Genomic DNA, 12,842 nt, shown 5'->3' with positions numbered 1-12,842 from the left:
ACTCGCAGTAGCTACTCTAGACTTCGAGCTACAGCACCGTAGCGTTGACGGCATCGATCGCCAGCCGACCCACGAGCGCCGGATCGACGGTCACCGGGAACGGACCGATATCGGGACCGAAGAGCCCGCCTCTCGAGACGATGTTCGCGGAGCGGGAAGGCGTACGCGAAGACGATCAACGCGAGCGCGATGGCGACCCACAGTTTCAGGTTGTCGAGCACTCGCGGGGAGTCGTCGGGGCCGGACAGCGGCGGTGGAATCGTCCCGTCGTCGACGGGTTCGCTATCCGCGTTAAAAAGCGTGAGAAAGACGATGGCGAGAAAGACGACAGTCGAGACGAAAAGCAGCACGCCCCCAATCGCGAGTTGGGCGTTCAGCTCGCCGATCGATCCCGCCGCAATCTCGTAGTCGAACCCCTGGTATTCGGGTTCGGCGGTTCGACGGGGCATGCCGATCAAGCCGCCGCGGTACATCGAGTTAGTCATAAACACGATCCCGACGAACCAGAGCACGACCTGGACGAGTGCGATCCGTCGCCCGACGAGCCGGTTGCCGGTCAGCTGCGGGACGAGCCAGTAGGAGCCGGCCATGAACGTCAGTGCAACTGCCGTTCCGACCTGCGTGTGGATGTGGCCGGGTACCCACAGGGAGTTGTGAACGAGGTAGTTGATGTTCATCCCGGCGTTGACGATCCCGGTGAAACCGCCGAACGCGAAGACGAGTCCCGCCAGCGCCATCCCCGTAAACGCCGGATCACGCCACGGTAACGCGGTCAACCAGCTGAAATACCCCTCCCCACCGCGCTGGCGTGCACCGTGTTCCATGCTCGCGACGACGGTGAACGCCGTCAGCAGGCTCGGCAGCAACAGAAACATCGTGTTCGTCATCGCGATGAACTTGAACCCCTCCGAGATACCCGGATCGAGGTACTGATGATGGATGCCAACCGGCGTCGACAGCAGGACGAACAGGATGAACACGACTCGAGCGAGCGGATCGCTGAACAGCCGTTCGCCGGCCAGTTTCGGCAACAGGATGTACCACAGCAGGTACGCCGGAAGCAGCCAGAAGTAGACGATCGGGTGGCCGGAGTACCAGAATAGTAACAACTGCAACGATTTGCACACTGATCGTCGATCCGTCTGGCGAGCAGGTGTACACTGACTCGCAGTGGCTACTATCGGTCCCGGTTACGCCGGTAACTCGTTGCACGAAACCGTATCAGGCCCACTCGATCCGGAACACTTCGCCCTCGAGCGTCGCCGTCTCCGCGGTGTGGAAATCGAACCGGCGGTCGATGGGAAACGGCGCACGGAAAGCGTGGGTGACCGCGCCGCCCTCGTCGCCGGCGTAGGACTCGACGAACTCCTGGCTGCCCTCGTTGTGGATCGTATAGGAGACGTCGGCGATCGAGCGAGCGGTCTCGAGAAAATCCCGATCGGCGTGGCGGTTGCCACGCTGGGCACCGAACGGAGGGTTCGAGACGACGGTAACGCCGCGGTCGCGATCGTCGTTTGCAGTCGCGACCGGTGGCCGCGAGGCGTCGCCCAGCACCCAGTCGACTGTGGCACCGACACGACCTGCGTTCTCCGCGGCCGTCTCGAGCGCGGCCGAGTCGACATCGATCCCGACGGCGCGGTCGGCTCCGGCGAGCGACGCCGCGATCGCGAGCATGCCGGTGCCCGTACCGAGGTCGACTACTGGCCGCTCGAGGTCGCCCTGCAGTCCGGCGAGATGACAGACGTGCGCGGCGACCTCCGGCGGCGTGAGGTACTGTTCGAGGTCGGGTGACGGATCGGAAAAGTCCGCGAGCGACTCGAGCCGTCGAGCGAGCGTCCGCCGGGAAGGTGCCATCGAGCCGAAGTTACCGCTCGATCGTGATAGGCCCCTCGAGATCGAGGACGATCCCTTCCCGGTCGGCGCGTTCGGCACAGGCCTCGAGGGCGGGCCGGACCTTCTCGGGGTCTTCGACGTCCGAGACGGAGACCGTGACCGAAGCGACGCCGAGGAACGCGCCAGCGCGAACGTAGCCACGGATACGGTCGACTTCTTCCTGGGTCGCCAGCGAGCAATCTTCGTCGAAACACGCCCGAACCGTCAGTCCGGTCGGTGCGAGGTTCGCCTCCGCCAGGTCGCGTTTGAGGTCACGGAGGTACTCGGGTGCGGTCGACTCGAGGTCGGCCGCGTCGATGGTGACCGGCGTAACGTCGGTCTGACTACAGCAGTCGATCGGTGACGGTCGGTCCGGGGACGAGGTCGTGCTCATACCAACTCATACACAGGCCGCATACAAAAGCTTTGTTGCATGCACAAGAGTAATCTCCTGCAGGTGAGATCGGAGACGGCGACGGCATCCGACCGGTTCGCTGCTGGTTCCCAGTTTCGAGCCAACGACGCATAGAGTTAAGGACGCTCCGTTGGACGATCAACTATGAACGAGTGCCCCAGGTGCCAGGGCTCGCTCGAGGAACTCTCGCTGGGAGAGGCGTCGACGGTCACGTGTCCACACTGCGAGTACGCGGACATCCCCGTCGAGCACGATATGCGGCGGGAAGAGCCGGAGTCTTGGCGAGAAGCGTTCAACCGCTTCTACGAGGAGTGAGGCGGGTCGCCGTCGGAGATGTCCGGCGCGATCAGGGTCCGAGTCGTGACTGTGCCGGGCCGTCGGTACAGCAGTACGAACGAGCCGCTACAGCAAACGTCGCCCAGCGGTGAAAAGAAAGTCGAGACGAGCCGTCGCTATTCGGCTGCGGCGGCTTCTGCGTCTTCTTCCTCGCGGTCGCCGTCCTCGTCAGAACGGGCAGCGACGAGTCCACCGCGAGCGACGCTGTAGAGCGGTTCGTCCGCGTGGGTGACGCCGCTGATCGAGAACGGGATGTTCGCCTCGTTGAGATGGTCACGGAACAGTTCCTCGAAGCCGTCGGGGCTGGAAGTGCCGCCAGTGACGACGACCGGCACGTCGAGACCTTCTTCGACGTCTTCCTCGTCGACTTCGGCGACGATGTTCTCGATGACGTAGTCGAGCAGGTTCTCGTAGTAGATCGACAGCGCCCCCTCGACGCCACCGACGTCGGTGGTGAAGTCGAGTTCGAAGTCGTCTTCCTTGATCGAGGTGACCTTGTCGACCGGTGTCCCCGTCGCGCGGGCAGCCTGTTCGTCGACCCAGTCGCCACCGCGGGCGACGGAGAACTTCATTACCGGGACCGCGTAGTAGGACAGGCAGACGTTGGTCATGCCAGCCCCGAAGGAGATACCCAGGCCGGTGAAGTTGTTGTCCGCAAGCTCGGAGTAGATAACCGACATCCCCTCGTTGATGGGCTCGGCGTCGTATCCCATGTCGTCGAGGAACGATTCGATCGTCTTCTGGTGGTACAGCGTCGAGAGATCGGAGTCGATCGGATCGGCCGGCGTCGAGAAGTACAGCTTCTCGTCGGGATAGGCGGGCTCACCGACGACCTGTTCGATGATGAGTTTCATCATCGGGATCGCGCTCTGCTCGTCGTTCGAGAGGATCCCGTGTTTCATCGGTCGGCGAGTCTCCTTGTTGAAGATATTCGCGAAGTTCAGGGCGTCGTCACCGACGACGTAGACCTTGTCGTCCTTGCGAATGTGGAGGACTTCGCTTCGCGAGAGCATCTGCTCGGCCATGTCCGAGTACTCGATCTCTACGAAGGAGTTGCGCTGTTGCACGAATACCGTGTCGTTCCCATCCTGTTGTGCGGACAGGATGTTCATCGTTCCGACGTCTAGGCCTTTGGCCATAGTTGAGCAAGGCGGTTGACGGATTATAAATCTATGTGCTTTAATTTCAATTTGCGAGAATAAGTAAATATATAACCTTACCGAAGTTAATAGATTGTTACTTCCGAGCGATAGCAGATCGGAATTTATCAACCAGATTCGAGAGGAAGCGCTTCGGGCCGCTCTCGTCGTTCGTCGCGGTCTTTTCTGCCTGCTTTTGCTTGCGTAGTTCCTTGAGCTTCTGGGTCTGGTCGTCGACCGTCGAACTCGAGGTAGTCGTCTTCGTGTCCCCACCTTTCAGACCCTTGAGACCGGCGACCTGGGCGTCGACGCCGGTGGATCGTTTCGTCTTCGTCCCGGCATCGGTGTTGACTTCGACATCGTCGAAATCGTCACTCGAGAACGTAAGCCGTTTGCTCTCGGTCTTCTCGACGCCACCCCAGGAGAGTTCGACGCCGTCCATCGCCTCGTCGATGTCGTCCTGAATCTCCGCGTCGGTGTAGGACTCGCCGTCCTCGTCGGCCTCAGCAGCCTCGAGTTGGCTCGCAGTCTGGGCCATATCGAGATAGTGGGCGATCAACGCCGCGCCGGTCGAGGCGGCGACGGCTGCCAGTCCGATGGCGTAGGTGGCGACGACTTCGACCGTGTAGTCCGCGCCGTACAACCAGTCCTCGGGGTAGGCGACCACGAAGCCGACGACCGCGCCGATCGTGACCGCGACGCCGGCGATCGACGTATACAGCATGCGCCGTTCCGAGGGAAGCAACACGACGACCCCGAGCAACGTCGCCGGGACCGACAGCATTGCGATGGCGTAGGCGGGCTGTACCCACGCGAAGTACGTCGCCGTGCGGGCCTCGAGCGTGGTGCTCCACAGGAAGAGCAACAAGGCCACGACGGCCAGGCCGATTCCGCCGAGGAACAGTCCGAAGCCGACGTAAACGTCGGTCCGGCCCTCCGGTTCGCCGATGTAGCGGCGATAGAGGTCGAAGAGATATCCATCCGCGGGCGCTTCCGCTGACATTAACCCCAGGTTTAGACTCCAGTACTATGACTGTTGGGTCGCCACTCCAGAGCACACCTCGTTCGACCCCGACTCCCAGTCGCCAGTCTCCCGAGTTCGAACCGAAAAGCGCGGCCGTTATACGTCCGTGGGCGTTACTGCGGCCAATGAGTCAGGAGTCGGAGCCGGGATCGGAGTATACCGAAGGCGACCTTCGGAACACCGGAATGCGTCTCAAACACGACCGCGAGTGGGACTACGAACTCGAGCGGATCATCGAGGCGATCGAGGAGCGGGACGCCGAGACGGTCGGGTTACAGTTCCCGGAAGGGCTGAAACGCCGCGGCCCGAAGGTGGCCGACGATCTCCGAACGCTCGCCGACGACGACGTCACGTTCATGCTGTCGGGTCAGCCCTGTTACGGGGCCTGTGACCTCGATACGTACCTGATGAAACGCACCGACGTCTTCGTCCACTTCGGTCACTCTCCGATGAAGAACACGGACAAGGTCATCTACGTCCCGCTGTTCTCGAACGTCGAGGTGACGCCGATCATGGAGGAGGCACTCGACACCCTGGAGGACCCCGAGGAGACCGAAGGCGTCGGTCTCGTCACCACGGCTCAGCACATGAACCGCTACGAGGAGATGACCGAGTTCCTCGAGGAACGGGGGTACGAGGTCCACAGCCGTCGCGGCGACGAGCGGCTGACCCACGAGGGGCAGGTCCTGGGTTGCAACTACGCGAGCGCGGACGTGCCTGCAGACCAGGTGCTGTACGTCGGCGGCGGCAAGTTCCACCCGCTCGGGCTGGCGATGGAACACCCCGACAAGCACGTCGTCATCGCCGACCCCGTCAACAACGTCGTCACCGTCGCCGACACGGAGAAATTCATGAAACAGCGATACGCCTCAGTCCACAAGGCGATGGACGCCGAGAAGTGGGGCGTCATCTTCTGTACCAAGATCGGCCAGGGCCGCTGGGACGAAGCCCAGGAGATCCTCGCGGACAACGACGACGCCTACCTCATTACGATGGACGAAGTCACCCCCGATCGCCTCCGGAACTTCGACATGGATGCGTTCGTCAACACCGGCTGTCCGCGGATCACGACCGACGACGGGCCGCAGTTCCACAAGCCGATGCTCACCCCTGGTGAGTACGAGATCGCCGTCGGGAACAAGCCCCTCGAGGACCTGTCGTTCGACACCTTCCACGGGACCTGGTAGGGCTCGTCTTCGACGGTCGTCGCGTTCACGTTCTTCGGTTCCGTCACGCGAGTTCACTGCTGTGATCGATATCGCCAGCAGCCAGTCGGTCAGGGCGGTCCGTCCGATTTTCGCTTTTCGGCCGACTCGTGTGCCTGCCGGTCGGGCTCGGGCTCGAGCGCGTGATCGTCCAGACGCTCCCCCGCGGGCTCGATCCCCGCGAGATGATCGGTCACGAAGTCGTACCGACGAGCCACGTCGGCCCAGTCGACGACGTTCCACCAGGCTTCGACGTACGCCTCGCGGTCGTTCTCGTACTGGAGGTAGTAGGCGTGTTCCCAGACGTCGAGCGTCAGGATCGGAACGGCGGCCTGATGGGCCAGTTCGTGCTGGTCCTCGAGTTGGCCGATCACGAGCGTATCGGCAAGCGGCTCGTAGAACAGCATCGCCCAGCCGTCGCCTTCGACCTGGTCTGCCGTCGCCGAAAACTCCAGTTGAAAGGTTTCGAACGAGCCGAAGCGTTCGTCGATCGCGGTGGCGAACTCGCCCTCCGGCGTCCCGCCACCGTCCGGACCCAGATTCTCCCAGAAAATCGTGTGGTTGACGTGTCCGGAGTAGTTGAACGAAAACTCCCGCTTGGGTGCACGAATCTCCGCAAAGTCGTCGGTTGCCCGTCGCGTATCGAACTCCTCGAGCGCCTCGTTTGCCCCATCGACGTACGCCTGGTGGTGCTCGCCGTGATGGAGTTCCATGATCCGTTCGTCGATGTGGGGCTCGAGCGCCCCGTACTCGTAGGGGAGGTCGGGCAGGCGGTAGCGGCGGTCGTCCGCCGCCGCATCCACCACTCTATCCGTGGCCGCGCCGGAAACGCCGCTCGAGCCGAGCAACGCGAGACCGAGCCCGCCGCCGATCGTTCCTAACACGTGCCGTCGTCGAGTCGCCGAACGTTCGTCCGACATGCGGTTCCTGTTTCCACTGGATATCGACGTTAGTATATGACCAGCGAGTGACGGCTCGATCGGCGGAGCGAAACGTTCGGCTGTGAGGAGTGTTTCATCTGAATATACGTTTACCTCCGTCGAAAACAGTGTGAAAAGTCAGTTGTGCACGAACATTATCTGGAGAATTTTGACTCAGAACTGGTAATACATGCATGAATCCAAAGCAGTTTGGAGCAGTCCTTTTGCAGAAACGGCTCCGACGAGTAGTCGATGAGTAACACAACGTCCGACCGCCGACCGGGCCACACCGGAGACGACCTCTTTCGAGCGCTCGCCGACGAGACGCACCGTCGTCTCCTCCGTCTCGTCTACGACCGTTCGCCAGCAGGGATCGGGAAAGACGAACTTACGCTCGAGTTCGCTGCGGTAACGAACGACGTACCCGCCGAGGCGGTCGACGACGACGACCGCCGACGCGCTCGCGTCGACTGTCATCACCGATCGCTCCCGGCGCTGTTGGACGCGGGACTTCTCGAGGAGACCGGTGATGGGAAAGTCGTCGCCACGGATCACTGGGCCTACGACGATCCGGACCTCGAGCGGGTCGTCACGGGTCGAACGGACGCGTCGGACGACGACCTGGATGCACTGTTCGAGGCGCTCGCTCACGAGCGACGGCGGACGATCCTCTCCGTAGTCGGCTCGCGCCGCCGCCGGCTTTCGACGGCCGAGCTCGCACGTGCTGTGGCCGCACTCGAGAACGAGACGATCGAACGCGACGTGGCCCAAGAACGCGTCGATCAGGTCCGTACGTCGCTCGTCCACGTTCACCTGCCTGCCCTGAGCGACGACGGGCTCGTCGAGTACGACGCCGACGCAGGTCACGTGGCTGCCAGGAGAGAACAGATCGTAGGTGCTGCCTGGGTCGTCGACGATTCGCGCGACCGTTCCGGGACGGAAACGGGGAACGGGTCGGAGACGCTCGCCCACGATGTCGACGTCCGAACACTCGAGGGTGGCGAGCCCCTCGTCGCGATCCGACAGCCATGAACGTGTCCGTGATCGACCCACTGTTCTCCCCACTCGGTGTCGGATCGCTGGAGAGACACGAGGACGACGCCGAGGACTGTGAACGCAGCCGTTGTTCTCCTTTCACCGAAGACTGACCGCGTATCCGTACCCGTACCCATACCCGGAGCCGGAACCCAGACCGGTAGCGGATCGCCGGCAGTCGTAGAATCCAGACGGTAACACTTACCCGATCGGTAGTCCCACCCTCGAGTATGGAAAGCGACTGGGGCGACTGGCTCGTTCGCGACATCGAAGCGGCGACGCCGGAGGGCGTCGCGATCTGGTATCTCGGCTGTAACGGATTCGTACTGAAAGGAGCCGCGGGGACGACGCTGTTCATCGATCCCTACCTCGGACTGGGCGATCCACCCCGGACGGTTCGGATGATCCCGGTCCCGTTCGATCCCGAAGACGTAAACGAGGCCGACGCCGTCCTCGCCACCCACGAACACACCGACCACGTCCACGGCCCGAGCCAGGCACCGATTCTCGAGGAGACGGGGGCGACGTTCTACGCGCCCGACGACAGCCTGGCCGTCGCACGGGAGGACGAAAACTGGACCGAAGAGTGGGAGGTCGCCGAGGAGCAGTTGTCGGCGGTCACGGAGGGCGACAGCGTCGAGATCGGCGAGTTCACCGTCCACGTCGAAGAGGCCCACGACGCCGACGCGACCCATCCCGTGAGCTACGTGATCGAACACGACGCCGGCACTTTCTTCCACGGGGGCGACACCAAGCCCGGCGACACGTTCGACCGGATCGGCCGGGAGTACGACATCGACGTCGGCGCGCTCGCGTTCGGCACCGTCGGACGAATCCCGGACAAGGAAACCCGCGAACCGAAGCGCACCCGCTGGTACAACGACGAGAATCAGATCGTCGAGACCGCGGCGGCGCTCGAACTCGAGCGGCTCGTCCCCACCCACTGGGACATGTGGAAGGGCCTGACGGCCGACCCGACGGTGCTTCACAACCACGCGGCGAGCTTCGACTATCCGCGACGGCTCGAGGTCGTCGAGATCGGCGACAGAATCGAACTGTAGATCGCCGCGACGCCCCCCAATCATTTATATAAATGGTATGGTAACGTTGGCTCCATGAGCAGCACCGCCGACGCGGACGACGTAATCGAGGTCAGCGCCGACGGGTTAACCGTCCGGAAGACGTTCGAGGCGGACGAGTTCCCCGTCCCGGCGATCCGATTCGGGATCGAATCCGAACGCGACGAACAGGTCGAATTTCGACTCTCCGAAGACATTCCGAGTTCGTTTCCGATGGACAAAATCGGGTTCCATCCCGACTATCACAGTGACGCCTGGACGGCGTTCCAGGACAACCACGTCGAGTTCACCGGAACGCTCGAGGCGGGCGAAGAGATCGTTACCGTGTACGGAATCCGGCTGGACGAGGAGAGCTCGGCCGACGAGTTCCTGACGGAGCCTACGATCGTCGAGGTAAGCGCCGACGAAGAGCGCACGACCGGTGACAAAGTCGACGACACCGTGATCGACAGCATCGTCTCCGACGACAGCGACCGCGCCGTCAAGGAGATGATCTCCGGGGAGTCGTCGGCGGTTCCCGGGCTCGAAACTGATGCGGCTGTTTCTACCGGCGAGGACGAGGACGATGGCATAACGGAATCGGACTCCGAACCGACCGAAGCCGACGCGGAAGGCGACGCCGACCCGCTCGAGTCGGACGCGGAGCCGGAATCGGACGTGGAGCCGGAATCGGAGTTGGAACTGGAATCCGAGACGGAACCCGAGCGTGAGCACGAGGAGACGGCCGACACCGACGAACCCGGGGACGACGAAGACGACGGCCTCGACCTCGATCTCGACGACGTAGACGCCGAACCCGTCGACCCCGCGGAAAGCGATGTGGACAACGGCGAGGACGACGCCCCCGACATCGATCTCGGTTTCGAGGGAGACGAGATTCCGGAGCCGGAAGACGAAGGCGAAAGCGAGGACGAAGCTGTCGGCGACGAGATCGACATCGACCTCGAGAGCGGTGCCGCGACACTCGAGGAAGCGGACGACGAAGTCACCGAGGAAAGCGAAAGCGAACCCGGGGACGAAAGCTTCGATGTCGGTGACGAAGAGTCCGGGGCGGGGATCGAAGCGACGCCCACGGCGACCGAAGCAGAAAGGGAGGCCGGAGCTGAAGCCGAAGCCGAATCCGAGACCGAGGCCGAAGAAACCGATCCCGAGCCGGAGCCGGAACCTGAAACCGAACCGACTGCTGTCGACGAGCCTGCAGACGCGCCGGCTTCCGTTGCCGAGGCGGAAGACGTCGAGACGGAACCAACACCGGAACCGGCACTGGATGCCGACAACATCACCGCAGGGCTCGCCGAGGAAATCCGCGCCGGCAACGTCGACGACGACGACCTCGAGACGCTCCAGTCCGCGCTGGGGCTCGAGGAAGGGAAAGACGAGCCGACCGCTGCGGACCTGGCGAGGGTCGACCACCTCCAGAACCGCGTCGAGGAAGTCGCGGCCTACACCGACGCACTCGAGGAGTTCCTCGGTGAGCACGGAACCGGTCAACAGCTCATCGAAGAGTTCCGGGACGAGGTGACCGACCTCGAAGACGAACTCGCGTCGGTCGACGACCGTCTCGATAGCACCGTCGAACGAGTCGACGAGGCCGAAACCGAAATCGAGACGCTCACCGACTGGACCGCGGACATCGAAGACGATCTCTCCGCGACGAGCGACGAGGTCGACACCGTCACCGACCGGACCGACGACCTCGAGGTGGGCCTCGACTCCGTCGAAGGCGACGTCGACGAACTCAGCGACAGGACTGCAACCGTCGAAGACGATCTCGAGTCGGTCGAAGGGGACGTCGAGCGGGTCGACGACTCCGTCACCGATCTCGAGACGGGGCTCGACGATCTCGAAGACGATGTCGAGGAAGTCGAGGACGAGGTCGAAACGGTCGCCGACGATGTCGACGCCCTCGAGGACGATCTCGAAGACGTTCGCGAGGACGTGACGGGCCTCCACGAGTGGCGCGAACAGCTCGGATCGATGTTCACCGACGACTAACGCTTGGACAGGGAGGGAGGGCGCTTCGCCCACGAGACGCGTGACACTGTCCGGGACGACGGTCGATCCGCGCGAACGTCTCCGGAAACACAACCTGTTTATCCGTCGCCGGCTGAGAAGCGGTCGATACCGATGGGTGAGACGATTCCGATCGCTGTCCCCCGAAAGGGGCGACCACTCGAGGCGGTGCTTGACCGCCTCGCACGCCGGCTCGACGTCCCGGAGCTCGCAGACGACGTGACGTCGACGCTGCGACACGAGAAGGCACTCACGAAGGGGACCCTCGAGCCCGACCATCCAGATCACAGCGTCTACCACCGTCTCACCGAGTACAGCACCGTCGACGATCCGACCGAACCCGAGTACACGCTGTTGCGTGACGACCGGGCTGGCAAACCTCGACGGATCGTCTTCGACAGCGTGACGATTCCGCTCGCGGAAACGGGAGCGGACGCCGCCGTCCCCGACCACGTTGCCGACGACATCGCGATTCAACTCGTCGGGCGCGAAGAGCCATTCCGGGCGCTTCGGACCCACGAGTTCGCCCTCGGATACGACAGTGCCGACCTCGTGCTCGAGGAAGTTGTCGAGTTACGGCCCGATCCCGTCGGCCGGATCGAGGACGTTAACGCCAGGATCGATCCAGCCGAAAGCGACGTCCGCGTCGTCACGGGACTCGGTGACACTGTCTACCATACGCTGATGGCGACTCCCGACATCGCCCCGTCGAACGGCGACCTGGATCGGAAGTTCCTCGAAGCCTACGAAGGACCGCTGTGTATCGAACCCCGATACGAGCGTCTCGTTCGAGCGGTACTCGGGACGCGCACGCTCGAGGGCGTCGAGTTCCGCTATCCCGACGAGGGCCAGGAGGAAGAAGCCGCCATCGCCGAAACCGGCCTCGGGGTCTACCTTACCGTGACGGGATCGACCGCTCGGGAGCACGGGCTGTTGCTCGGCGAGCAACTGTTCCCAAGCGAGACGGTGCTTCTCGAGAGCCCACCCGAAGTCTCCGAGGGGACCGCGGCCGTGCGGTCGTTACTGAACGGACCCGACCTCGAGACGGAGCTTGCAGTCCAGCAGTAACGGACGGAGACACCGAGCGCTACCTCTGTCGAGCACACCCTAGGAGACGACGCTCCGCTCGTACCCAGTCGTCTCTCGACCTTCGCCGAGTCAGTTCCGCGACCCGTCCCTGTGCAGCAGTCGAGGGAGAGAATTGCCTTTCTCTGCGTATAGAGGGTTGATACGCCAAGTATCGGTTCGGCTTCTATCAGTGTCCCACGTTTCTGGGATGTAGAGCGTCTACAAACGAGCTTCGGAGGAATCAAATAAAATCCGAGTAGAACTCTCTCGAATCCTATGTCGCGNCACGTTTCTGGGATGTAGAGCGTCTACAAACGAGCTTCGGAGGAATCAAATAAAATCCGAGTAGAACTCTCTCGAATCCTATGTCGCGATCCTTGGTTCGCTAAGCAAGATGTGCCGAGCAGCGTCCAACACGCGATTTAGGAGATAGAACGCGAGTCCTGCGGCTTGCCGCAGGCGAGCGACACCGAGTGCTTTCCACTTAGCCACCTTGTCGGAGAGATTGACTGACCGCCCGGACGAATGTCCTGGCGGTCACGACCGGCGGCGACCTGATCTCGCGGTCTGTTCCGAGCTTCACCAAGTAATCGGTGAGCCTCCAGAGATTGTACAACAATGCTGCGAACGTGAAGCTGAACAACCGAACACGGTAGTCCTTCGAGGACGTCTTGGGAAGAAACGCTTTCACCGACTTGTACTGATTTTCGATATCCCAGCGTCGGCTGTAGCTGTT

11 protein-coding genes and 2 pseudogenes are annotated in these 12,842 nt (G+C 62.6%); 6 read left to right on the top strand and 7 right to left on the bottom strand.

Annotation, left to right across the window (positions count from 1 at the left end; translation table 11 throughout):
- Nucleotides 1–28 precede the first annotated feature (28 nt).
- The 3 genes and pseudogenes from C446_RS15830 to C446_RS15820 form a co-directional block, all read right to left on the bottom strand.
- Nucleotides 29–1,130: pseudogene (locus C446_RS15830) on the bottom strand (cbb3-type cytochrome c oxidase subunit I); the annotation flags it as partial.
- Between the two features lie 91 nt (nt 1,131–1,221).
- Complete coding sequence (locus C446_RS15825) at nt 1,222–1,854, bottom strand: METTL5 family protein (RefSeq protein WP_006674144.1); 633 nt, start codon at nt 1,852–1,854, stop codon at nt 1,222–1,224.
- Between the two features lie 10 nt (nt 1,855–1,864).
- Complete coding sequence (locus C446_RS15820) at nt 1,865–2,266, bottom strand: hypothetical protein (RefSeq protein WP_006674143.1); 402 nt, start codon at nt 2,264–2,266, stop codon at nt 1,865–1,867.
- Nucleotides 2,267–2,431: 165 nt separating this feature from the next.
- Between C446_RS15820 and C446_RS18255 the strand changes: the two genes are divergently transcribed.
- Nucleotides 2,432–2,602, top strand: a complete 171-nt coding sequence (locus C446_RS18255; RefSeq protein ID WP_006674142.1) for a zinc finger domain-containing protein — start codon at nt 2,432–2,434, stop codon at nt 2,600–2,602.
- A gap of 137 nt (nt 2,603–2,739) precedes the next feature.
- Here C446_RS18255 and C446_RS15815 read toward each other — a convergent pair whose 3' ends face one another.
- Together C446_RS15815 and C446_RS15810 are read right to left on the bottom strand one after the other, a co-directional pair.
- A complete protein-coding gene (locus C446_RS15815; protein ID WP_006674141.1) occupies nt 2,740–3,762 on the bottom strand; it encodes a disk-shape morphogenesis protein volactin in 1,023 nt (340 codons plus the stop codon).
- Between the two features lie 97 nt (nt 3,763–3,859).
- The gene (locus tag C446_RS15810) at nt 3,860–4,765 is read right to left on the bottom strand and encodes a DUF7139 domain-containing protein (RefSeq protein ID WP_006674140.1); all 906 of its coding nucleotides are present in this window, start codon (nt 4,763–4,765) and stop codon (nt 3,860–3,862) included.
- 146 nt (nt 4,766–4,911) lie between these two features.
- On the opposite strand from C446_RS15810, the gene dph2 reads away from it, so the two are divergent.
- The gene (gene dph2 / locus C446_RS15805) at nt 4,912–5,973 is read left to right on the top strand and encodes a diphthamide biosynthesis enzyme Dph2 (protein WP_006674139.1); all 1,062 of its coding nucleotides are present in this window, start codon (nt 4,912–4,914) and stop codon (nt 5,971–5,973) included.
- An 89-nt stretch (nt 5,974–6,062) separates the two neighbouring features.
- Here the strand turns inward: dph2 and C446_RS15800 are convergent, their stop codons facing one another.
- Nucleotides 6,063–6,911 carry a superoxide dismutase gene (locus C446_RS15800; RefSeq protein ID WP_006674138.1) on the bottom strand — a complete coding sequence of 283 codons (849 nt, stop codon included), beginning with the start codon at nt 6,909–6,911 and terminating at the stop codon, nt 6,063–6,065.
- Nucleotides 6,912–7,163: 252 nt separating this feature from the next.
- Here C446_RS15800 and C446_RS15795 point away from each other — a divergent pair, with 252 nt between their 5' ends.
- The 4 genes from C446_RS15795 to C446_RS15780 all read left to right on the top strand — a co-directional run bounded on the left by C446_RS15795 (nt 7,164) and on the right by C446_RS15780 (nt 12,106).
- The gene (locus tag C446_RS15795) at nt 7,164–7,943 is read left to right on the top strand and encodes a DUF7344 domain-containing protein (RefSeq protein WP_006674137.1); all 780 of its coding nucleotides are present in this window, start codon (nt 7,164–7,166) and stop codon (nt 7,941–7,943) included.
- A 233-nt stretch (nt 7,944–8,176) separates the two neighbouring features.
- Nucleotides 8,177–9,007, top strand: coding sequence for an MBL fold metallo-hydrolase (locus tag C446_RS15790; RefSeq protein ID WP_006674136.1), 831 nt, complete (start codon nt 8,177–8,179; stop codon nt 9,005–9,007).
- 54 nt (nt 9,008–9,061) lie between these two features.
- The gene (locus tag C446_RS15785) at nt 9,062–11,020 is read left to right on the top strand and encodes a midas domain-containing protein (protein ID WP_006674135.1); all 1,959 of its coding nucleotides are present in this window, start codon (nt 9,062–9,064) and stop codon (nt 11,018–11,020) included.
- Between the two features lie 132 nt (nt 11,021–11,152).
- Nucleotides 11,153–12,106, top strand: coding sequence for a hypothetical protein (locus C446_RS15780; protein WP_006674134.1), 954 nt, complete (start codon nt 11,153–11,155; stop codon nt 12,104–12,106).
- Nucleotides 12,107–12,590: 484 nt separating this feature from the next.
- On the opposite strand, the pseudogene C446_RS19675 reads toward C446_RS15780, so the two are convergent.
- A pseudogene (locus C446_RS19675) lies at nt 12,591–12,842 on the bottom strand (IS4 family transposase); the annotation flags it as partial.

This window comes from Halobiforma nitratireducens JCM 10879, from assembly GCF_000337895.1.
GTDB classification, from domain to species: Archaea; Halobacteriota; Halobacteria; order Halobacteriales; family Natrialbaceae; genus Natronobacterium; species Natronobacterium nitratireducens.
The sequence above is the reverse complement of the archived record's forward strand: the minus strand, read 5'-3'. Positions and strand labels throughout refer to the sequence as shown.

What these genes read in the sequence shown, in the direction of transcription:
- C446_RS15825 (WP_006674144.1), bottom strand. Translation starts at nt 1,854, where the DNA reads ATGGCACCTTCCCGGCGGACGCTCGCTCGACGGCTCGAGTCGCTCGCG.
- C446_RS15820 (WP_006674143.1), bottom strand. Translation starts at nt 2,266, where the DNA reads ATGAGCACGACCTCGTCCCCGGACCGACCGTCACCGATCGACTGCTGT.
- C446_RS18255 (WP_006674142.1), top strand. Translation starts at nt 2,432, where the DNA reads ATGAACGAGTGCCCCAGGTGCCAGGGCTCGCTCGAGGAACTCTCGCTG.
- C446_RS15815 (WP_006674141.1), bottom strand. Translation starts at nt 3,762, where the DNA reads ATGGCCAAAGGCCTAGACGTCGGAACGATGAACATCCTGTCCGCACAA.
- C446_RS15810 (WP_006674140.1), bottom strand. Translation starts at nt 4,765, where the DNA reads ATGTCAGCGGAAGCGCCCGCGGATGGATATCTCTTCGACCTCTATCGC.
- dph2 (WP_006674139.1), top strand. Translation starts at nt 4,912, where the DNA reads ATGAGTCAGGAGTCGGAGCCGGGATCGGAGTATACCGAAGGCGACCTT.
- C446_RS15800 (WP_006674138.1), bottom strand. Translation starts at nt 6,911, where the DNA reads ATGTCGGACGAACGTTCGGCGACTCGACGACGGCACGTGTTAGGAACG.
- C446_RS15795 (WP_006674137.1), top strand. Translation starts at nt 7,164, where the DNA reads ATGAGTAACACAACGTCCGACCGCCGACCGGGCCACACCGGAGACGAC.
- C446_RS15790 (WP_006674136.1), top strand. Translation starts at nt 8,177, where the DNA reads ATGGAAAGCGACTGGGGCGACTGGCTCGTTCGCGACATCGAAGCGGCG.
- C446_RS15785 (WP_006674135.1), top strand. Translation starts at nt 9,062, where the DNA reads ATGAGCAGCACCGCCGACGCGGACGACGTAATCGAGGTCAGCGCCGAC.
- C446_RS15780 (WP_006674134.1), top strand. Translation starts at nt 11,153, where the DNA reads ATGGGTGAGACGATTCCGATCGCTGTCCCCCGAAAGGGGCGACCACTC.